The organism is Actinoplanes sp. NPDC000266, from assembly GCF_042899005.1.
In the GTDB taxonomy this organism is placed as follows: Bacteria; Actinomycetota; Actinomycetes; order Mycobacteriales; family Micromonosporaceae; genus Actinoplanes.
Genome location: NZ_JBIAZI010000005.1, coordinates 635,922 through 655,479, shown reverse-complemented (window position 1 = coordinate 655,479; position 19,558 = coordinate 635,922). Strand labels below are relative to the sequence as shown.

Sequence of the window (19,558 nt, the reverse complement as noted above, 5' to 3'; positions counted from 1 at the left end):
AATCATGAGTAACGCGATCCGTGCCAATTCGATCCTGCCCGCGCGCCGGGAGGACATCGAGCTGGAGACCGCCGACGGGCTGACGCTGGTCGGTGAGCTGGCGGTGCCCCTGGAGGGCGAGCCGGTGGCGACGCTGGTCTGCCTGCACCCGCTGCCCACGCACGGCGGAATGATGGACAGCCACGTCTTCCGCAAGGCCGCCTGGCGGCTGCCGGCGCTGGCCGGGGTGGCGGTGCTGCGCTTCAACACCCGCGGCACCAGCAGCGTCCGCGGCACCAGCGAGGGCACGTTCTCGGCCGGCGTCGACGAGAAGTACGACGTGGCCGCCGCCATCGAATACGCGGAGTTCGCCGACCTGCCGAACATCTGGCTGGTGGGCTGGTCGTTCGGCACCGACCTGACCCTGATGCACGGCCTCGACCCGGCCGTGAAGGGCGCCATCCTGCTGTCGCCGCCGCTGCGCTTCTCCCAGCCGGCGCACCTTCAGGAGTGGGCCGCGTCCGACAAGCCGGTGACCGCCCTGATCCCGGAGTTCGACGACTACTTGCGCCCGGCCGAGGCGGCCGAACGGTTCGCCGCGGTCCCGCAGTGCGAGGTGGTGCCGGTCGAGGGCGCCAAGCACCTGTGGGTAGGCGATGCCGAGACGGTCCTGGACGAGATCGTGAAGCGGGTCGCCCCGTCCGTCCCGGTGCCGCTCCCGCGCACGTGGGACGGCCCGATGGAGACCGGCGACATGAACGCCTACGCCGACCGCACGACGTCAGCTTTCCGCGACGTCCCCATGCCCAAGGCCGAGTAGAGCCGCGCTGAACCAGCCGGCGAGTGTGTCAGTCCTCACGGAGAGGCACGCGCCGGGCGCGCACGATCCGGTGCGTGATGCGCCATCCGGCCGCCGTCAGTTCGACAGTGTCCTCATACGTGACGCTGCCGGTCGATCCATCAGTCATGACTCCGAATCCCTTGGACAGGGCATGAACCGTGCCGTCCGCCGTCTCGCGCAGCACGATGTTGGTCACGTGGTGGGCCACCGGGTTGGCGTCGGCCAGGGCCAGGCCGGCTTCGCGGACGGCCGCGAGACCGACCACCCTGCCGCCGCCGAGATCGGACACGTCGTAGACGAGGTCGTCGGTGAACAGCGTCGCCAGGCCCCGCAACCGCGCCCGGCTCGTCGACGCGGCGCGTGAAGCGCTGGCCGAGGCGGGCAACGACGTCGCGTTCGATGTGATCGCCCGGCGCGCCGGAGTCGGCAACGCCACCCTGTACCGCCACTTCCCGACGCGCGCCGATCTGCTCGTGGCCGTCTATGCCGACGAAGTCGCCGCACTGTGCCGGCGTGGCGAACAGTTGCTGGAGTCCGCGGAGCCGACGGGCGCGCTGTTCGCCTGGCTCGAGGATTTCGTGGTGCACGTGGCCACCAAGCGCCCCCTGGCCCTGGCCGCGACGGAAGGCACCGGCGAACGCCGCACCACGCTGTTCCGTGACTGGCACGCGTCGATCACCTCGATCGCCGAGCGCCTTGTCGGGCGCGCGCAGTCCGCGCTGCGCCCCGGCCTCACCGCCACCGACGTGCTGACCCTGGCCAGCGGAGCGGCCCTGGCCGCCGACCCCACGCAGGCCCGCCGCCTGGTCGGACTGCTACGCACCGGCATCGCCGCTTCAATGGCACCGGCGGTCAGAAGAGGGTGAGCTCGTTTCGCTCCATGCCGCGGAGCTTGTCGTAGTCGACGACCACGCAGCGGATTCCCCGGTCGGTGGCCAGGACGCGGGCCTGGGGCTTGATCTCCTGGGCGGCGAAGACGCCCCGCACCGGGGCCAGCAGTGGGTCGCGGTTCATCAGTTCGAGGTAACGGGTCAGCTGTTCGACGCCGTCGATCTCGCCCCGGCGCTTGATCTCCACCGCCACCGCCTTGCCCTCGGCATCGCGGCACAGCAGGTCGACCGGGCCGATCGCCGTCATGTATTCGCGCCGGACCAGCGTCCAGCCCTCGCCGAACGTCTCGGGGTGGGCCGCCAGCAGCTCCTGCAGGTGGGCCTCGACGCCGTCCTTCTGCAGGCCGGGATCGATCCCCAGCTCGTACGACGTGTCCTGGAAGATCTCCTCCAGGGTGATCCGGAGCTCCTCGCCGGCCTTGTTGACGACCTTCCACACGCCGGGCTGCTCGTGCAGCTTGCAGGGCGGGCTCATCCAGTTCAGCGGCTTGTAGGCCCGGTCGTCGGCGTGGATGGAGACCGAGCCGTCGGCCTTGACCATCAGCAGCCGGACGGCCGGAGGCAGGTGGGCGGACAACCGTCCGACGTAGTCGACGGAGCACTTCGCGATGACCAGGCGCACCTGGAGACCGTACCGGAAGGCGCATATGGCGCCCCAATGCCATCCTTGAGGTGTGCTCGAAGCGCTCACCGGCACCGGCCTCGCCGCATCGGCCGGGCTGAATGCCTACATCCCCCTGGTGACCATGGGCCTGCTGGCCCGGTACACCGACCTCATCGATCTCCCCAACGGCTGGAACTGGCTCTCCAACGGCTGGACCCTGCTGATCCTCGCCCTGCTGCTGGCCATCGAGGTCGTGGCCGACAAGGTCCCCGTCGTCGACCACGTCAACGATGTCGTGCAGACCGTGGTGCGGCCCACCGCCGGCGGTCTCGCGTTCGGCGCCGGCTCCGCCTCCGAGACCGTCACGGTCAGCGACCCGGGCTCGTTCTTCGGTTCCCATCAGTGGGTGCCGATCGCCGCCGGCGTCATCATCGCGCTCTGCGTGCACGGGGTGAAGGCCGCCTCGCGGCCCGTCGTGAACACCACCACGGCCGGTTTCGGGGCTCCGGTGGCGAGCACGGCCGAAGACATCGGCAGCGTGCTGATGTCCGTTCTGGCCATCGTGTTGCCCATATTGGTCCTGGTAGGACTGCTGTTGATCGTGATCGGCGGTTTCTGGGTGGTGCGCCGGCGCCGTCAGAAGAGGGCGAAGCGCACACAACTATCGGGTTCCGGCGCGCCGCACTCTTTTGGTTGACTCTCCGGGTGCCCGCGATCGCCGTTCCCGCATTCGCTCTCGCGTGGTGGGCCGCCTGCTACCTGCTCGGCCGCGATCCGGTGCGGGCCGCGACGGGCCGGGCGGCGGCCGCGCTCCTGGCGTACGCGGCCGGGGTCGTGGTGTGGACGGTCGAGCCGAACTCGATGGCGGCCCAGGTCCTGTTCTGCGCGCCGGCCCTGCTCTGGGCCGGGGCCGCGGTGGCCCTGCTGCCGGCCACGCTGCCCGAGCGTCGGCAGATCGATCTCGGCTGGATGGTGCTGTCGGCCGCGTTCCTGATCACGGTCGTCGCGCTGCCCGAGGCCGGCCGGCTCGTCGTCCTGGCCCCGCTGGCCGGCGGGGTGGTGCTGCTCTGGCGGTTCCGTGACCAGGTGCGGCCGCCGATGCTGCCGGCCGCTTTCGCCGTGGCGGCCGGTCTCTACGGCGTGACGCTGACCGCGCTGCTGCTCCCGGTCAGCCTGGGCGTGCCGATCCTGGTGATCGCCGCGCTCGGGCTGGACCTGCTGATCCTGGCGTTCCTGGTCGCGGTGAACGACGCCATGATGGCCGGCGAGCGGCTGCGCCCCGATCTGATCCGGTCGGTGCTGGGCGCCCTCGCGGCCATCGCGCTGCTGGGCGGCCCGGCGGCGCTGACGATGATCGCGGTGGACTCGGCCGCGGTCCGCATCCTCCAGTTCGCCCTGGTGGCGGTCGTGATGACGCTGGCCGGGCTGTCCGGGGCGGTCCAGCGGGCGCTGAACGCGATCGCGTTCCGCGGCGACGGTCGGCTGCGGTCCGACCGGTCGGCCCTACTGATGATGGTCGAAGCGCTTCCGCGGCGGCGGCATACCAGAAACGCGAGCGAGGACGACTTCCGGCGCTTCACCCAGCAGGCTCTCGACAATTACGGCGATCTGGGACGGCTCATGCGCAGTCCGCTGATCGGCCTGCCGATGATCGACCGGTCGCCCGATCAGCCGCTGGCGAGGGCGCTGGAGTTGAGAAGAGTGCTGCACGAGGGTGTCGACCGGTTGCGGCCCGCCGGGGAGTTCGACACGACGGATTCCTGGCGGCTCTACAACGCGCTGCACTACTGCCAGGTGCTCGGCTTGAACCCGTACGCCGGGAGGCTGAACACGGACGGCCTGGACCGTGACGCCCGCCGGGCTCTCGACTGGATGCGCCGCAAGGTGCCGCGCCGCACGCTGCGGCGGTGGCAGGCCGAGGGCGCCGCGGTGATCGCGGCCCGGCTGCGTGACGAGCTGACGGGTGGAAAGCCACGATGGAGCGTGCGGGGCGCACCGACACGCAGCACATAATTGTCCGTTTCGCGCAGGAATGCGTAAAATCCCCCAGCGTGATGTCGGGTCGGGTGGGTAGCCACCGCAACGCGCTGGTCGCCGTCGTCCGGCAGGAGCTGGCCGAGGCGCGCGGGGCGGCCCGGGCGGTGCTGGCCGAGGCCGAGTCGGCGCGCGGCGAGGCGCAGAACCGGCGACGGCTCGTCCGCGACGCGTACGCCACCTGCCTGAACCAGCTCGCCGAGGCCCGCGACGCCGCCCGCCGCGACATCCAGCGCCGCTTCCAGCACGAGTCGACCCGGCTCGCCGGCAACGTGCGGCGGCTGGCCGCGGTCAGCGCCACCGGCGCCGCCGGCCTGCCGTGGCGGATGTGGGCGCCCACCGAGCCCGCGCCGGGCACCCGGCCCGGCCTGCTGCGGATCGGCTCGCTCAACCTGGACGACACCGCCGCGCTGCCCGCCCTCGTGCCGTTCCTGGACGCGGCCCACCTGCACTTCGAGGGCACCGCTCCGGTGGTCGACGGCGTGATCACCGGCCTGCTGCTGCGCGCGCTGGGCAGCAGCCGGCCCGGCGACGTCGAGCTCACCGTCTACGACCCCGAGCACCTGGGCGGCACGCTGGCCCCGTTCGCCCCGCTCGGCATCTCGTTCGTCGCGCCCGGTTCGCTCGGCGCCACACTGGACGATCTCGTCGAGCACATCTGCCGGGTCAACGAGACCGTGCTGGCCGGCGAGCACCAATCGCTGGCCGACCTGACCGCGGCCACCACCGGGCCCCGGCCCGAGCCGTGGCGGGTCGTGGTGATGCTGGCCGACCCGGCGACGGCCGAGGAGCTGACCAACGCCCAGCGGGCCCAGCTCGACCGGATCGTGCGCACCGGCGTCGCCTGCGGCGTTCATCTGGTGGTGCGCGGTCTCGCGCTGAGCGACCATCCGACCGTACGGCGCCTGGTCGTCACCGATCAGACCGCGACCTGCGACATCACCGGCGACCTGAAGATCCGCCTCGATCCCCCGCCGCCGCCGGACCGGGTGACGTCGTTCTGCCGGGCCACCGCCGAACGCCTGCGCGCGGGCCCGCCGCCGGCCCGGTTCGCCGATCTCGAGCCGCGCGAGCTGTGGGCCGAGTCGTCGGCGCACGGCCTGGCCGCGCCGATCGGAGACGCCACCGACGGCGCGCTGGTCGAGGTCCCGCTCGGCGACGACCCACCGCACGCCCTGGTCGGCGGCCCTTCGGGCTCGGGCAAGACCAATTTGCTGTACGCCTGGCTGGCCGCCCTGGCCACCCGGTACGGGCCCGAGGAGCTCGCGTTCTACCTGCTCGACTTCAAGGAGGGCGTGTCGTTCGCCCGCTTCGTGCCGGGACCGCGCGATCCGGCCTGGCTGCCCCAGGTACGCCTGGCCGGCATCAACGTCAACGGCGACCGCGAGTTCGGCCTGGCCATGCTGCGGCACCTGAGCGAGGAGCTGCGGACCCGGGCCCAGGCGGCCAAGCGGGTCGACGCCACCAAGCTGGCCGAGCTGCGGGCCGAGGACCCGGCCGGGCACTGGCCGCGCATCGTCGCCGTGATCGACGAGTTCCAGGTGCTGCTCTCCGGGCGGGACGCGGTCGCCGACGAGGCGGTCACGCTGCTCGAGGACCTGGCCCGGCGCGGCCGCTCGCAGGGCATCCACCTCATCCTGGCCAGCCAGGACGTCTCCGGCATCGAGGCGCTGTGGGGCCGTAGCGGCCTGATCGGACAGTTCACGCTGCGCATCGCCCTGCCCAAGGCCCGCCGCATCCTGGCCGACGACAACCTGGCCGCCGCCGTCATCCCGCGCTTCCACGCGGTGGTGAACACCCAGTCCGGCACGTCCGGGGCCAACCAGGTCGTACGCCTGCCCGACGCCGGCGACCGGCTGGTCTGGCGCAGCCTGCAACGCCGCCTGTGGCGCGACCGCCCGGAGGGGTGCGAGGAGCCCCGGCTCTTCGACGGCGACGCCGTGCCCCGCCTGCCGGAGAGCTGCCGTCCGTCGGGGCCGGTGCCGGACGCGGCGGCGCCGGTCGGCTCCTCGCCGGGCGCCGTGCTGGGCGAGCGGATCGACGTGGCCGCCCGCCCGGCCCGGCTGCGCCTGGGCCGGATGCCGGGCCGCAACCTGGCCGTGCTCGGCACCCGCACCGAGGAGGCGTGCGACGTGCTCGCGGCGGCCGCGCTGTCGCTGGCCGCGCAGGGGCCGGCCCACTTCAGCGTCGTCTGCCTCGATCCGGACGCGGCCCGGGCGGCGGCCCGGCTGATGGCCGAGCTGCCGTCGGCCGACTGGTGCGACGCGGTGCCCACCGAGCCGTTCGGCTCGATACCGCACTACGTGCTCGGTTACGCGCTGGACGCCGGCGCCGACCCGGCCGCGCTGCGCCGTCTGCTGGTCGACGGCCCCGAGCACCGCACCCACGTGCTCGGCTGGTGGCGCTCGCCCGGCCGGCTCCGCGACAGCCTGGGCGGGCCCGGCGCCCGCCTCGACCCGATCGGGGCCTGGGTGGCGCTCGACGTGCACGGTCCCGATCTGGCCCCGCTCTATCCGCAGCCCGGCGGCCCGGCCTGGTATCCGCGCCACCGCCGCGCCCTGTTCTTCGACCGCTCGGTGCACCGCACCCCGGAAGTCATCGTCCCGTACGAGGTGAACAGTGACCACACGTGACCGCCAGCCCATCGGGCGCGACTACCAGCTCATGGTGAGCGCCCTGGCCGAGGCCACCCGGCGGCGCGACGCCGAGATGGGCAACGCCGAGCACGCCTATCAGGAGAGCGCGGCCCAGGCCGCGGGCGAGTTGTCCCGGGCCGAGGGCGACGCGCTCTCGGCCGACCGCTGGGCCGGCGCCGCCGCCGCGCAGGTGCTCGATGTGGACCGTGAGGCGGCCCGGCTCTGGGACCAGCTGCGCCGCGCCCGCGGCGTGCGGGTGCGGGCCCTGGGCGAGATGCCGGAGCCGGTCCCGGTCGACGCCGTGCCCCGGGCCGCCCTTCCCCGCAGCCCGGAATCGGCGCCGGTGAAGGCCCCGCGGGCCCTGCTGGCCCGGGCCGCCGAGCGCATCGACCACACCATCCATCCGGCCGGGCGCCGCTCGATGCCCCGCTGGGCGCTGCCGCTGCTTCCGCTGCTGGGCGCGCTCGTCGCGGCGCTGGCCGGCCTCGTCGGCTCCGGTTTGGTGACCTTCGGCAGTACGGAGGTGTGGGGCGGCTCGGTCCTGCGGACGCTCGGCTGGCTGGCCTTCCTGGTCGCCCCGTCGGCCGGCGTGCCGGTGGCCGCCCTCGCCGCCCACAAGCGGCTCCAGGCCCGGCTCGACATCGGCGGCATCGGCCTGACCCTGCTCGGCGGCATGGTCGCCGCGACCCTGATGTCCCTGGCCTTCGCGGCTCAGCGCTGACAGGCTTGGCCGCCGCCCGGAGGGGGTAAACCGGGCCCGTGGGCGGATATGGGTGGCAAATCGTTCTGGTCGTCGTGCTGGTGCTGGTCAACGCCGCCTTCTCCGGCAGCGAGATGGCACTGATCTCGCTGCGGGACAGCCAGTTGCAGCGCCTCGAGCGGCAGTCGCGGGGCGGCCGCACGCTGGCCCGGCTGGCCCGTGACCCCAACCGGTTCCTGGCTACCATCCAGATCGGCATCACGCTGGCCGGCTTCCTGGCCTCGGCCGCCGCCGCCACCTCGCTGGCCAAGCCGCTCACCGGGCCGCTGGGCTTCCTCGGCACCGCGGCCGAGCCGGTCGCGATCGTGCTCGTCACCATGGTGCTGACCTTCTTCACCCTGGTCGTGGGCGAGCTGGCGCCCAAGCGGATCGCGATGCAGCGGGCCGAGGGATGGGCACTGCTGGCCGCCCGGCCGCTGGACACGCTGTCCACGCTCTCGCGCCCGGTCAACTGGCTGCTCGGCAAGTCGACCGACCTCGTGGTGCGGATGGCCGGCGTCGACCCGAACGCGACCCGCGAGGAGGTCAGCACCGAGGAGATCCGCGACATGGTCACCCAGCAACAGGAGTTCACCCCCGAGCAGCGCACGATCATCAGCGGCGCCTTCGAGATCGCCGAGCGCATCCTGCGCGAGGTGCTGGTCCCCCGGCGCGACGTCCTGATCCTGCCGGCCGGCCTGCCCGCCAACGAGGCGCTGACCCGGCTGGTCGCGAGCGGACACTCGCGGGCGCCGGTGACCGGGTCGATGGGCCTGGACGACGTGCTCGGCGTGGTGCACCTGCGCGACCTGATCGACGCCCGGGGCCCGGTGCGCGACCACCTGTACACCGCGCTCTTCCTGCCCGAGACGCTGAAGGTCTCCGACGCGATGCGCCAGCTGCGGGTCCAGCATCAGCAGTTCGCCTTCGTGGTCGACGAGCGCGGCGCCATCGACGGCATCGTGACCATGGAGGACCTGGTCGAGGAGGTGGTCGGCGAGATCTACGACGAGACCGACCGCGACGTGCAGTCGGTGGTGCGCGAACCGGACGGCGCCATGCTGCTGCCGGGCACCTTCCCGATGCACGACCTGCCCGACATCGGCGTCGACGTCGAGCGCCGGGACGAGGGCGACTACACCACTGTCGCGGGCCTGGTGCTGGCCCAGCTCGGGCACATTCCCACCCAGCCCGGCGAGGTGGTGGAGGTCGACGGCCACACGGCCGAGGTCGTCGAGGTGACCGGCCGCGCGATCACACAGGTTCGGGTGCGCCCGGCGCCGAAGGAAGACCCGGAATTCGATTGACCCCTTCGGCGTACGCCACGGAGAGCACCGCGTGCGCCACGAGCACCGCGTGCTCCTTGGCGTCGTACGGGCCGACCCGCAGCTCCACGGCGTGACCGCCGAACAGCGCCCGGACCGTCCAGCTGTTGGGGTGCCGGTCGTCCTCGCGGCTGTGGTTGACGATCACCTGGGTGGCGGCCCGGATGTTGACCGCCGACCACTTCTCGTCGGAGGTCCCCCACGACCGGAACCAGCCCGGAGCGACGGCCAGGGCGCCCTTGCCGGCCTCGGCCAGCGCCCATTCCATCTGCTCAGGGGTCATACCGCCGATCGTAGGGGCCGACGCGCTCAGTAGGTGTAGAAACCCTTACCCGACTTACGGCCCAGGTCGCCGGCCTGGACCATGCGCTGGAGCAGCTCCGGCGGGAAGAACTTCTCATCGGCCGTGTCGCGGTAGATGTTGCTCGCCGCGTTCAGCATGACGTCGAGGCCGGTCAGGTCGACCGTGGCCAGCGGGCCCATCGAGTGGCCGAAGCCCAGCTTCATCACCGTGTCGAGGTCGGCCGCGCTGACCACGCCGGTCTCGACCAGCTTGATCGCCTCGACCAGGATGGCCGAGAAGAGCCGGTTGGAGACGAAGCCGGCCACGTCGCGCTTGACCTCGACACAGGTCTTGCCGACCTCTTCGGCGTACGCCCGGGCCGTGGCCAGCGTGTCGTCGGAGGTCTGGTAGCCGCGGACGAGCTCGACCAGCTTCATCATCGGCACCGGCGAGAAGAAGTGGATGCCGACGACCGACTCGGGCCGGTCGGTGACCGTGGCGATCTGGGTGATCGGGATGGCCGAGGTGTTGGTGCCCAGCACCGCGCCCGACTTGCAGATCTTGTCGAGCGAGCGGAAGACCTCGTGCTTGGCCTCGACCTTCTCGTAGATCGCCTCGACCACGACGTCGGCGTCGGCCGCCGCGTCGAGGTCGGTGGTGGTCGTGATGCGCCCGATGGCGGCCTCGGCCTCATCCTCGGAGATCTTGCCCTTGGCCGTGAACCGGCTCAGCGAATCCCGGATCGCCGTCATGCCCCGGTGCAGCGAGGCGTCGTCGACGTCCCGCATGGTGACCTGCCAGCCCGCCTGCGCCGAGACCTGCGCGATGCCGGAACCCATCAGTCCGGAGCCGATGACCGCGAGTCGACCCGCCATGTGCCTCTCCTCTGGTAAGAGTGTCGTCGGCCTCACATTAGCCTTGTTACTGAACGGAAGTTCAGGCGGAGGACCGTCTTCCTATCGGGTCAAATCCGCTTAAAAGCTGGCGTAGCGGTGCGAGACTATGCCCATGGCCACAGGCAACGGCTGGTACCTCCTCGGGCCACTCATCGCCGTCGGTCTGGTCGGCTTCCTCGGCGCGATCTTCTGGCGCATGGGCCTTCAATGGACACTCACCCGCGAACCGGCGGGCGACCCGTGCGCGGACGGTCTCGCCATCTTCGGTGAACCGGACGACTACGGGCTGCTGTGCCCGGCCGCCGTGACGGGTGACGCCGAGGTCGCCGACGAGATCAGGCGGCTCCTCGGCGACGCCGGCATCCGCGCCACGCAGGCGGTCGCGCGCGACGGGCGTACGGCCGTGCTCGTCTTTCCCGAGCAGGTCGAAGAGGCCCGCCGCCTGGTCGGCGACTCGCCGGCCCTCTGACTCAGAAGTCGAAGGTCGGCTCGGGCACGTCGGCCCGCTCCACCTCGGCGCCCAGCCCGGCCAGGTCGGCCACGAAGTCGGGGTAGCCGCGGTCGATGTGGTGCACCTCGCCCACCTCGGTGACCCCGTCGGCGCAGAGACCGGCGATGACCAGGCCGGCGCCGGCCCGGATGTCGGTCGCCCGCACCGGCGCCCCCGACAGGCGCGCCCGGCCGTTCACCACGGCGTGGTGCCCGTCGGTGCGGATGTCGGCGCCCAGCCGGACCATCTCGTTCACGAACATGAAGCGGCCGTCGAAGATGTTCTCGGTGATCAGCGAGGAGCCCTCGGCCACCGAGGCCAGGCCGATGGCCATCGGCAGCAGGTCGGTCGCGAAGCCCGGATAGGGCAGCGTGACGATGTCGACCGCCTTGGGACGGTCGTCGATGCGTACACGGAAGAAGTTGTCTCCCGGCTCGACCGTCGCGCCTGCCGTGACCAACTTGTCGAGGGCGATGTCGAGGAACTCGGGCCGAACACCCCGCACGGTCACGTCGCCGCGGGTCATGGCGGCGGCGAACGCCCAGGTGCCGCCCACGATCCGGTCGCCGACGGTGGTGTGGCGCACCGGGTGGAGCTCGTCGACGCCCTCGATGGTCAGGGTCGACGAGCCGGCGCCCTCGATGCGGGCGCCCATGTCGATGAGCATCTCGCAGATGTCGACGATCTCCGGCTCGCGCGCGGCGTTGTCGATCTCGGTGGTGCCCTTGGCCAGGACGGCCGCCATCAGCAGGTTCTCGGTGGCGCCGACGCTCGGGAAGTCGAGCCAGATCTTGCTGCCGCGCAGCCCGTGCGGCGCCGAGGCGATCACGAAGCCGTGCTCGCCGGAGATCTCGGCGCCCATCCGGGCCAGGCCCGAGACGTGCATGTCGAGCCCTCGCGAGCCGATCATGTCGCCACCCGGCAGCGCCACCCGCACATAACCCCGGCGGGCCAGCAGCGGCCCGAGCACACAGATCGACGCCCGCAGCCGGCGCACCAGGTCGTAGTCGGCCTCGCTGCCCGGTTCGGACGGCACGTCGATGGTGGCCTCACCCCCGTCCAAGGTGACCTGGCAGCCCAGTCGCCGCAGCACCTCGGCCATGATGGCGATGTCGGTGATGCGCGGAACGTTCTCGACCACGCTGCGGCCCTGCGCGAGCAGAGCGACCGCCATCAGCTTGAGAGCCGAGTTCTTCGCGCCACCCACGCCGACCTCACCGGTCAGCGCGGTACCGCCCTTCACCCTGATCACATCCACGCGGGCCATGGTATGAGTCGGCGGCGAACGCGTCCTCCGTAGGGTGGGGGCATGGCCGTACACCTCACCCGCATCTACACCCGCACAGGCGACGGCGGGAAGACCCGCCTGGGCAACAACGAGGTCGCCGACAAGACCGATCCGCGCATCGCGGCGTACGCCGACGCCGACGAATGCAACGCCGCGCTGGGCGCCGCCCTGGCCCTGGGCGACCTGCCCGCCAATGTCCGTCCGGTGCTCCAGGCCGTACAGAACGATCTCTTCGACGTGGGCGCCGACCTCTGCAACCCCGCCTCCGAGGACCCGCCCTACCCGCCGCTGCGGATCACCGAGGAGTACGTCACCCGGCTCGAGAAATGGTGTGACGAGTTCCTGGAGGGGCTGCCGGCGCTCGACAGCTTCATCCTCCCGGGCGGCACCCCGGGCGCGGCCCTGCTGCATGTGGCCCGCACGGTGGCCCGGCGGGCGGAGAGGTCGGCATGGGCCCTTCTTCAAGCAGACCCGTCCCGTACGAGTGAGCTACCGGCCAAATATCTCAATCGCCTCTCGGATCTCCTGTTCATCCTGTCCCGCGTGGCCAACCCCGACGGCGACGTGAAGTGGGTGCCGGGCGCGGGGACGGCCGGGTAGCCGTGCTGCATCACGTGGAGCTGTGGGTGCCCGACCTGGCCGGGGCGCTGCGCCCCTGGGGCTGGTTGCTGGGGTCGCTGGGCTGGACGGAGTACCAGGACTGGCCGGGCGGCCGCTCCTGGCGGCACGGCGGCGTCTACCTGGTGCTGGAGCAGTCGCCGGCGATGTCGGGTTCGATGCACGACCGGCTGGCGCCCGGCCTGAACCACCTGGCCTTCACGGTCGGCGGCGAGGCCGAGGTGGACAGGCTGACGGCCGAGTCGGCGTCGCACGGCTGGTCCCTGCTCTTCCCGGACAAGCATCCGCGCGCGGGCGGCCCCTCGTCGTACGCGGCCTACCTGGAGGACCAGTGGGGCTACGAGGTCGAGCTCCAGTCGGGGCCGCCGTAATCCGCTTGCCCGGTCTGCCACCATGGGGACATGACCTCACGCGCGACAGTCTTCAGCCGGCCCCTGGCGGCCGGCTGATCTGCGCGTTCCTGGCCGCCCCACGCGGGCGGCCATTTTTCTTGGGCTTCCCGCCATCCACGAAGCGGAGAAGCCCATGTCTCTCACCGACGCCCTGGCCATTCGGGACCTGACCGACCCGGCACAGGGTCCCCACGCCATCCAGCAGATGGTGGCCGCCATCCTGGCCGCCACCCACCGGCCACCCGGCCACCTGCTCCTCCACCGGGGCGAGCGCATAGTCGACGTGGCCGACAACTACGACCGTCTCGGCTACAGCCCCTCGGCGGCGGCGCGGGATGCTCGGTACACCCGATATGTGAGCGCCGAGCGGATGCTGCGTTCTCAGACATCGGCCCTGATTCCCGGCGCCTTGCGCGTCCTCCGAGCGCCGGGCGCCCTGATCGCCTGCCCCGGCATCGTCTACCGCCGCGACTGCATCGACCGCCTGCACACCGGCACGCCCCACCAGCTCGACCTGTGGCGGATCACCCCGGCCGCCCCGGAGCCCGGCGACCTGCTCGCGCTTGTCGAGACAGCGGTAGCGGCCGCCCTGCCCGGCATCCCTTGGCGAACAAATCCGGCAAAACATCCGTACACCACCGGCGGCTGGGAAATCGAGGCCTGGTCGAGCGATCAGGGCGGCAGCTGGGTGGAGATCGGTGAATGCGGGGTCGCCGCGCCGCATGTCGTCGGGCCCGGACGGGCCGGGCTGGCGCTCGGGCTCGGGCTGGATCGCCTGCTGATGCTGCGCAAGGGCATCGACGACATCCGGCTGCTGCGCTCGGCCGACCCACGGGTGGCGGCCCAGATGCTCGACCTGTCCCCGTACCGGCCGGTCTCGGCCCAGCCCGCCGCCCACCGGGACGTGTCGGTCGCCCTGCCCGAGGACGTGACCGCCGAGGAGATAGGCGACCGCGTCCGCGACCTCCTGGGTCCCGACGCCGCCCTGGTCGAGGAGGTGAGCATTCTCTCGGCCACCCCACCCGAGGCTCTCCCCGCGGCCTCCCGCGACCGGCTGGCCCTCCGCCCCGGCGAAGTCAACGTCCTGGTCCGCGTCATCCTCCGCGACCTGGACGCCGCCCTCCCCCGCCGCCGGGCCAACGCCCTGCGCGACCGCGTCTACGACGGTCTCCACGACCCCGCCGGCCGGGTCAGGCGTGCAGCGTGCCGTCGATGACTGTCACGGCCTTGCCGGTGAGCAGCGTGCGGTCGTCGCGAAGGGCGACCCGCACGTAGCCACCGCGGGCGGAGGCCTGATATCCCGTCAGCTCGGTGCGGCCGCCCAAGCGGGCCGACCAGAACGGGGCCAGGGCGGTGTGCGCGCTTCCGGTCACCGGGTCCTCCGCCACGCCCGCGGCCGCGCCGAAGAAGCGGGAGACGAAGTCGTAACCGCCGTCCGGGTCGTCCGCTCGGGCCGTCACCACCACGCCGCGGTTCTCGATCGTGGCCAGGGCCGTCAGGTCGGGAGCCAGCGTGCGCACCGCCGCCTCGTCGAGCAGCTCGATCAGCAGGTCGTCGGTGTTCGGGCCGGTGTGGTGCACCGACAGCGGCGTCACCCCGAGCGCGTCGAGCACGCGCGGATCGGCCTGGATCGGGCTGAGCGGCGCCGTCGGGAAGTCGAGCGTGATCCAGCCCTTCTCGTCCGTCTCGGCCGTCAGGATGCCGCTGCGGGTCGTGAAACGCACCAGCCCTTGGCGCCGCAGGGCGTGGGCCGTGGCCAGCGTGGCGTGCCCGCAGAGGGCCACCTCGACGGCCGGCGTGAACCAGCGCAGCGCGTAGTCGGCCTCGCCGGAGACCACAGGGTGCAGGAAGGCCGTCTCGGACAGGTTCACCTCGGCCGCGACCGCCTGCATCCACGAATCCTCGGGGAACGAGGGGCCGTCCAGCACGACCACCCCGGCCGGGTTGCCGGCGAACGGCTGCTCCGTGAAGGCGTCGATGATTCGAATCCGCATGCCGACGACGCTAAAGGCCCTGGCCGTACGCCGCGAGAGCCACCTGCGAAGGCGCGGCCTACTGCTCGATCGTGCGAGGGCGGATGATCGGGCGCGCGATGCTGCCCGGCGGGCCCGGCGGGGCCGCCTCGAGCCAGGAGAGGAAGCCGGTCACCGTGGACTCGGCCATCGCGATCTCGAGCTCGTCGGTGGCCGTGGCCAGCTTGAGGACGACCCAGTGGCCGGGGATGGTGAGGCGCTCGGGGCCCTCGGGGCGACGGCGCTCCTCGATGGTGAGGGCGCCGCGGTCGAGGACGCGCTTGGGCCGGAAGGCGAAGGTGAACAGCCGGTGGATGCGGAGCTCGCCGCCGACGAACTGGCCGATCGCGGTGGACCAGCCCCGGCCGGGCACCAGGGTGCTCACGTGGATCTGCAGGCGAATGGTTCCGCCGCCGGCCATGAGCAGCCGGCGGCGGAGGATGAGCGCGAAGAGCAGGACGAGCGCAGCGGCGAAGCAGATTCCGATTACTTCCAGAATCTCCATCGCCGGTCGTCAGTGAGTCTCGGGGGTGGCGGGGGTCGCGCTCTCGGCGAGAACGGTGACGCCGTCGGCGTCGATCGAGAGGAATCCGCCGGACACGTCGTAGGTGAGCTGCTCGCCGCCGGCGAGCTTCACCCGCACCTGCGAGGGCTCCTTCAGCAGGCCCAGCAGCGGGGAGTGACCCGGCAGCACGCCGATCTCACCCTCGGTGGTCCGCGCGACGAGCATCTCGGCCTCACCGGACCAGACGCTCTGCTCGACGGCTACGACCTTGACGGGCAGCTGGTTGGCCACGCTGTCCTCCTGTTTGCGAATCCGGTTGGGTGAAGTCTAGACGGCCCCCTTCGCAGGGACCGCACCAGGTCAGACGTTGCTGTTGATGTACTCAGGGTGACGGAAGATGAAGTTCTGCACCTGGTCGTCGCGGACGGCCTTGAAGAAGTCGTCGGCGCTGTCCTCCAGCGCCTCGCCCCGGTAGTCGCCGTTCACGATGACCGACTCGCCCGGCAGCTTGATCAGGGTCATGTCGTCGGAGCGCAGGTTCTTCAGCGCGAAGGCCCAGTCGACCACGTTGTGGCCGTTGCCGTCGAAGATCAGCGCCTTGCCGGCCGCCTTGAGCACGGCGTCGAGCTTGGTCGGGCTGGTCACCACGTTCTTGCTGAGTGCCTGCTTGGCCATGGCCTTGATGAACTGCTGCTGGTGGCGCTGGCGGTCGTAGTCGCCGCGGGGCAGGCCGTAGCGCTGCCGCACGTAGTCGAGGGCCTGCCAGCCCTCGAGGTGGCGGGTGCCGACCTTGTATTCGGCCTGGGGGCCGTAATAGGGGTGGGCGCAGCTGTTGTCGGCGCAGCGCGCGTACCGCGGGCGGGCCTTGCCGTTCGGCTGGAGGTGCTCCGACTTCACGTTCTGGTCGATCGTCATGGTGACGCCGCCCATGGCGTCGACGATCGCCTTGAAGCCGTTGAAGTTCAGGATGATGCCGGCGTCGAACTCGTCGATGCCGGTGAGCTTGCCGACCGTCTTGGCCAGTAGGTCGAAGCCCTGGACGACATCGTGTTTGCCGCCGCCGACCGCGCTGCCGTACCCCATGGCGGCGTTGATCTTGGATCGCCCGCCCTTGAAGCCGGTCTTGGGGAAGGCCGGGATGTCGACGATCAGATCGCGCGGGACCGAGAAGAGGTACGCCTGGTCCATGCCCCGGGGGATGTGGGCCACGATGATGGAGTCGGAGAGCGGGGTCTGCGTCTCCTTACGCGGGTCGACGCCGACCAGCAGGATGTTCAGCGGGCCCTTGATGTCGGAGACCTGCTTCTTGGTGGCCCCGACGGCCGGATCACCGAACAGGTCCTGCGTCTCGACGGCCCCGGCGTAGCGGGCCACCAGCACCTGCTGGGTGACGATGGCGCCACCGCTGACCACCATGAGGACGCAGCCGAAGATCGCGCTGAGCCGCGCCCACAAGGGCGCGCGCCTTTTCCTCGCCACAGGTCTCCCCCAACGGTTGTCGATATCGGCCGCCTGACGAACGACAAGAGTACCCAGAAAGAGCCACCGGATCTGAGACTCGCAGAAGCCGCAAATCAGACAAATCCCATGGCGGATACGGCGAAGCCGCGCCCACCATAAGGTCGGCGCGGCTCCGCTGGCGCTGAGTCAGCTCAGCCCTTCATCAGCTCGTGCGCGTTCTTCTCGAGGTCCTCGAGGCCACCGCACATGAAGAAGGCCTGCTCGGGGAAGTTGTCGTACTCACCCTCGCTGATCTTCTTGAACGCCTCGATGGTCTCCTTGAGCGGGACCGTCGAGCCGGGGACGCCGGTGAACTGCTCGGCCGCGTACGTGTTCTGCGAGAGGAAACGCTCGATGCGGCGAGCCCGCTGCACCGTGACCTTGTCCTCCTCGGAGAGCTCGTCCATACCGAGAATGGCGATGATGTCCTGCAGGTCCTTGTACTTCTGCAGGATGCGCTGCACCTCGCGGGCGACCGCGTAGTGCTCGGCGCCGACGAACTCGGGCGCCAGGATCCGCGAGCTGGAGGCCAGCGGGTCCACGGCCGGGTAGATGCCCTTGTCGGAGATCGACCGCTCGAGGTTCGTGGTCGCGTCCAGGTGGGCGAACGTGGTGGCCGGCGCCGGGTCGGTGTAGTCGTCGGCGGGCACGTAGATCGCCTGCAGCGAGGTGATCGCCTTGCCACGGACCGACGTGATCCGCTCCTGGAGCTCGCCCATCTCGTCGGCCAGCGTGGGCTGGTAACCCACGGCGGACGGCATGCGGCCGAGCAGCGTCGACACCTCGGAGCCGGCCTGGGTGAACCGGAAGATGTTGTCGATGAAGAGCAGCACCTCCTGGTTCTGGACGTCCCGGAAGTACTCGGCCATGGTCAGCGCGGACAGCGCGACCCGCAGGCGGGTGCCCGGCGGCTCGTCCATCTGGCCGAAGACGAGGGCGGTCTTGTCGAGAACGCCACCCTCCTCCATCTCCAGGATGAGGTCGTTGCCCTCGCGGGTGCGCTCACCCACGCCGGCGAACACCGACGTACCACCGAAGTTACGGGCAACGCGGATGATCATCTCCTGGATGAGCACCGTCTTGCCCACGCCGGCGCCGCCGAACAGGCCGATCTTTCCACCACGCACGTACGGCGCGAGCAGGTCGAGCACCTTGATGCCGGTCTCCAGCATCTCGGTCTTGGGCTCGAGGTCGGCGAACGCCGGCGGCTTGCGGTGGATCGACCAGCGCTCCTGGATGTCCAGGGTCGACGGGTCGGCGTTCAGCACCTCGCCGAGGGCGTTGAACACGTGGCCCTTGGTCACGTCGCCGACGGGCACCGAGATCGGCGCGCCGGTGTCCTTGACCTCGGCGCCCCGGATCAGGCCGTCGGTCGGCTGCATCGAGATGGCGCGGACGATGTTGTCACCCAGGTGCTGGGCGACCTCGAGCGTCAGCGTCTTGGTGCCCTCGGAGAGGGTCACCGACACGTGCAGCGCGTTGAAGATGTCCGGCATGGCGTCACGGGGGAACTCGGCGTCGACGACCGGGCCGATGACCCGGACGACGCGGCCGACACCGGTCTCCGCCTTGGTGGGCTCAGCTACAGCAGTCATCACATATCACTTCCTGCCGAGGACAGCGCCTCGACGCCGCCGACGATCTCACTGATTTCCTGGGTGATCGCGGCCTGCCGCGCGGAGTTCATCTCGCGCGTGTACCGCTTGAGCAGGTCGTCCGCGTTGTCCGACGCGCTCTTCATCGCCCGCCGCCGGGAGGCCGACTCGCTCGCCGCCGAGGACAGCAACGCCGCGTAGATCCGCGTGTTGAGGTACTTCGGCAGCAGCGCGTCGAGCAGCTCGTCGGCGTCCGGCTCGAACTCGTAGGCCGGGCGCAGCCCGGGCTCGACCTCGCGCTCCTCGACCTGCATGGGCGCCAGGAAGTGCGCCTCGGCGCTCTGCGTCATCAGCGACTTGAACTGCGTGCTGACGATGTGCAGCTCGTCGACGCCCTGGATGCCGTCCGGGCCGTAGGTGGCGTCGGTGTCGTCCGCGCCGGCGACGAACGCCTCCAGCAGCGCGTCACCGATCGCCTTGGCGTCGGAGAACGACGGCCGCTCGGAGAAACCCGTCCAGCTGGTCTCGATCGGCCGGTTGCGGAACCGGTAGTAGCCGACGCCCTTGCGGCCGACCACGTACAGCACCGCTTCCTTGCCGTCCGCCTTGAGCCGGGAGATCAGCTGCTCGGCGGTGCGGATGGCGTTGGCGTTGTAGGCGCCGGCCAGGCCGCGGTCGCTGGTGATGAGCAGGACACCCGCCCGCCGGACCCGCTCACGCGGGACCAGCAGGGGGTTGTCGATCGTCGCGTTGGACGCCAGGGCGGTCAGGACCTGGGTGATCGCCTCCGCGTACGGCTTGGAGGCGGCGACCCGCTCCTGGGCCTTGGCGATGCGGCTGGTGGCGACCAGCTCCTGCGCCTTCGCGATCTTCTTGGTCGACCGGACGGTGCGGATGCGCCGCCGGAGGGCCTGTACCTGACCGGCCATGA

At 71.2% G+C, this 19,558-nt stretch carries 22 protein-coding genes; 11 read left to right on the top strand and 11 right to left on the bottom strand.

Going from position 1 to position 19,558, the window contains the following annotated elements; genetic code table 11:
- Positions 1-4: 4 nt before the first annotated feature.
- Positions 5-799 carry an alpha/beta hydrolase gene (locus ACFY36_RS23775; protein ID WP_499748130.1) on the top strand — a complete coding sequence of 265 codons (795 nt, stop codon included), beginning with the start codon at positions 5-7 and terminating at the stop codon, positions 797-799.
- Positions 800-827: 28 nt separating this feature from the next.
- Here ACFY36_RS23775 and ACFY36_RS23770 read toward each other — a convergent pair whose 3' ends face one another.
- On the bottom strand, positions 828-1,154 hold the full coding sequence (locus ACFY36_RS23770) for a nuclear transport factor 2 family protein (RefSeq protein ID WP_499748129.1): 327 nt from the start codon (positions 1,152-1,154) through the stop codon (positions 828-830).
- Between ACFY36_RS23770 and ACFY36_RS23765 the strand changes: the two genes are divergently transcribed.
- The gene (locus ACFY36_RS23765; RefSeq protein ID WP_499748128.1) at positions 1,129-1,686 is read left to right on the top strand and encodes a TetR/AcrR family transcriptional regulator; all 558 of its coding nucleotides are present in this window, start codon (positions 1,129-1,131) and stop codon (positions 1,684-1,686) included. The genes ACFY36_RS23770 and ACFY36_RS23765 overlap by 26 nt on opposite strands.
- Here ACFY36_RS23765 and nucS read toward each other — a convergent pair.
- Complete coding sequence (gene nucS / locus ACFY36_RS23760; RefSeq protein WP_499748127.1) at positions 1,673-2,332, bottom strand: endonuclease NucS; 660 nt, start codon at positions 2,330-2,332, stop codon at positions 1,673-1,675. The genes ACFY36_RS23765 and nucS overlap by 14 nt on opposite strands.
- Positions 2,333-2,384: 52 nt before the next feature.
- On the opposite strand from nucS, the gene ACFY36_RS23755 reads away from it, so the two are divergent.
- From ACFY36_RS23755 to ACFY36_RS23735, 5 genes are read left to right on the top strand one after another with little or no spacing between them, the layout of a single operon-like run.
- Positions 2,385-3,011 (top strand): DUF4126 domain-containing protein, encoded by a 627-nt coding sequence (locus ACFY36_RS23755; RefSeq protein ID WP_499748126.1) that lies wholly within the window; start codon positions 2,385-2,387, stop codon positions 3,009-3,011.
- An 8-nt stretch (positions 3,012-3,019) separates the two neighbouring features.
- Complete coding sequence (locus tag ACFY36_RS23750; protein WP_499748125.1) at positions 3,020-4,327, top strand: hypothetical protein; 1,308 nt, start codon at positions 3,020-3,022, stop codon at positions 4,325-4,327.
- Positions 4,328-4,380: 53 nt separating this feature from the next.
- Positions 4,381-6,981, top strand: coding sequence for an FtsK/SpoIIIE domain-containing protein (locus ACFY36_RS23745; protein ID WP_499748215.1), 2,601 nt, complete (start codon positions 4,381-4,383; stop codon positions 6,979-6,981).
- Positions 6,968-7,705, top strand: a complete 738-nt coding sequence (locus ACFY36_RS23740) for a hypothetical protein (protein ID WP_499748124.1) — start codon at positions 6,968-6,970, stop codon at positions 7,703-7,705. Before ACFY36_RS23745 ends, ACFY36_RS23740 begins: the two co-directional genes overlap by 14 nt.
- Before the next feature lie 38 nt (positions 7,706-7,743).
- The gene (locus tag ACFY36_RS23735) at positions 7,744-9,030 is read left to right on the top strand and encodes a hemolysin family protein (protein WP_499748123.1); all 1,287 of its coding nucleotides are present in this window, start codon (positions 7,744-7,746) and stop codon (positions 9,028-9,030) included.
- Here the strand turns inward: ACFY36_RS23735 and ACFY36_RS23730 are convergent.
- On the bottom strand, positions 8,978-9,331 hold the full coding sequence (locus tag ACFY36_RS23730) for a hypothetical protein (RefSeq protein ID WP_499748122.1): 354 nt from the start codon (positions 9,329-9,331) through the stop codon (positions 8,978-8,980). The genes ACFY36_RS23735 and ACFY36_RS23730 overlap by 53 nt on opposite strands.
- Positions 9,332-9,357: 26 nt before the next feature.
- Positions 9,358-10,206: a 3-hydroxyacyl-CoA dehydrogenase family protein gene (locus ACFY36_RS23725; RefSeq protein ID WP_499748121.1), complete on the bottom strand. Its 849-nt coding sequence runs from the start codon at positions 10,204-10,206 to the stop codon at positions 9,358-9,360.
- A 133-nt stretch (positions 10,207-10,339) separates the two neighbouring features.
- Here ACFY36_RS23725 and ACFY36_RS23720 point away from each other — a divergent pair, with 133 nt between their 5' ends.
- Positions 10,340-10,696 (top strand): hypothetical protein, encoded by a 357-nt coding sequence (locus ACFY36_RS23720; protein WP_499748120.1) that lies wholly within the window; start codon positions 10,340-10,342, stop codon positions 10,694-10,696.
- Between the two features lies 1 nt (position 10,697).
- On the opposite strand, the gene murA is transcribed toward ACFY36_RS23720, so the two are convergent.
- Complete coding sequence (gene murA / locus ACFY36_RS23715; RefSeq protein ID WP_499748119.1) at positions 10,698-11,984, bottom strand: UDP-N-acetylglucosamine 1-carboxyvinyltransferase; 1,287 nt, start codon at positions 11,982-11,984, stop codon at positions 10,698-10,700.
- Between the two features lie 42 nt (positions 11,985-12,026).
- Between murA and ACFY36_RS23710 the strand changes: the two genes are divergently transcribed.
- The 3 genes from ACFY36_RS23710 (at position 12,027) to srmL (ending at position 14,231) form a co-directional block, all read left to right on the top strand.
- Positions 12,027-12,605, top strand: coding sequence for a cob(I)yrinic acid a,c-diamide adenosyltransferase (locus ACFY36_RS23710; RefSeq protein WP_499748118.1), 579 nt, complete (start codon positions 12,027-12,029; stop codon positions 12,603-12,605).
- Complete coding sequence (locus tag ACFY36_RS23705; RefSeq protein WP_499748117.1) at positions 12,575-12,994, top strand: VOC family protein; 420 nt, start codon at positions 12,575-12,577, stop codon at positions 12,992-12,994. Before ACFY36_RS23710 ends, ACFY36_RS23705 begins: the two co-directional genes overlap by 31 nt.
- Positions 12,995-13,148: 154 nt before the next feature.
- Positions 13,149-14,231: a PheS-related mystery ligase SrmL gene (gene srmL / locus ACFY36_RS23700; RefSeq protein WP_499748116.1), complete on the top strand. Its 1,083-nt coding sequence runs from the start codon at positions 13,149-13,151 to the stop codon at positions 14,229-14,231.
- Here the strand turns inward: srmL and ACFY36_RS23695 are convergent.
- The 6 genes from ACFY36_RS23695 to ACFY36_RS23670 form a co-directional block, all read right to left on the bottom strand.
- Positions 14,206-15,009, bottom strand: coding sequence for a PhzF family phenazine biosynthesis protein (locus tag ACFY36_RS23695; protein ID WP_499748115.1), 804 nt, complete (start codon positions 15,007-15,009; stop codon positions 14,206-14,208). The genes srmL and ACFY36_RS23695 overlap by 26 nt on opposite strands.
- Before the next feature lie 58 nt (positions 15,010-15,067).
- Entirely contained in the window at positions 15,068-15,532 is a 465-nt protein-coding gene (locus ACFY36_RS23690; RefSeq protein WP_499748114.1) for a DUF2550 domain-containing protein, read from the bottom strand.
- Between the two features lie 9 nt (positions 15,533-15,541).
- A complete protein-coding gene (locus ACFY36_RS23685; protein ID WP_498692057.1) occupies positions 15,542-15,823 on the bottom strand; it encodes a F0F1 ATP synthase subunit epsilon in 282 nt (93 codons plus the stop codon).
- Between the two features lie 69 nt (positions 15,824-15,892).
- On the bottom strand, positions 15,893-17,011 hold the full coding sequence (locus ACFY36_RS23680; RefSeq protein WP_499748113.1) for an LCP family protein: 1,119 nt from the start codon (positions 17,009-17,011) through the stop codon (positions 15,893-15,895).
- Positions 17,012-17,184: 173 nt separating this feature from the next.
- The gene (gene atpD / locus ACFY36_RS23675) at positions 17,185-18,627 is read right to left on the bottom strand and encodes a F0F1 ATP synthase subunit beta (protein WP_499748112.1); all 1,443 of its coding nucleotides are present in this window, start codon (positions 18,625-18,627) and stop codon (positions 17,185-17,187) included.
- The gene (locus tag ACFY36_RS23670; RefSeq protein WP_097318168.1) at positions 18,627-19,556 is read right to left on the bottom strand and encodes a F0F1 ATP synthase subunit gamma; all 930 of its coding nucleotides are present in this window, start codon (positions 19,554-19,556) and stop codon (positions 18,627-18,629) included. The genes atpD and ACFY36_RS23670 overlap by 1 nt, the downstream gene beginning before the upstream one ends.
- Positions 19,557-19,558: the final 2 nt, after the last annotated feature.

Coding starts and splice junctions, on each gene's coding strand:
- atpD (WP_499748112.1), bottom strand. CDS start 18,627: ATGACTGCTGTAGCTGAGCCCACCAAGGCGGAGACCGGTGTCGGCCGC.
- srmL (WP_499748116.1), top strand. CDS start 13,149: ATGTCTCTCACCGACGCCCTGGCCATTCGGGACCTGACCGACCCGGCA.
- ACFY36_RS23730 (WP_499748122.1), bottom strand. CDS start 9,331: ATGACCCCTGAGCAGATGGAATGGGCGCTGGCCGAGGCCGGCAAGGGC.
- ACFY36_RS23695 (WP_499748115.1), bottom strand. CDS start 15,009: ATGCGGATTCGAATCATCGACGCCTTCACGGAGCAGCCGTTCGCCGGC.
- ACFY36_RS23775 (WP_499748130.1), top strand. CDS start 5: ATGAGTAACGCGATCCGTGCCAATTCGATCCTGCCCGCGCGCCGGGAG.
- ACFY36_RS23690 (WP_499748114.1), bottom strand. CDS start 15,532: ATGGAGATTCTGGAAGTAATCGGAATCTGCTTCGCCGCTGCGCTCGTC.
- ACFY36_RS23670 (WP_097318168.1), bottom strand. CDS start 19,556: ATGGCCGGTCAGGTACAGGCCCTCCGGCGGCGCATCCGCACCGTCCGG.
- ACFY36_RS23720 (WP_499748120.1), top strand. CDS start 10,340: ATGGCCACAGGCAACGGCTGGTACCTCCTCGGGCCACTCATCGCCGTC.
- ACFY36_RS23710 (WP_499748118.1), top strand. CDS start 12,027: ATGGCCGTACACCTCACCCGCATCTACACCCGCACAGGCGACGGCGGG.
- ACFY36_RS23725 (WP_499748121.1), bottom strand. CDS start 10,206: ATGGCGGGTCGACTCGCGGTCATCGGCTCCGGACTGATGGGTTCCGGC.
- murA (WP_499748119.1), bottom strand. CDS start 11,984: ATGGCCCGCGTGGATGTGATCAGGGTGAAGGGCGGTACCGCGCTGACC.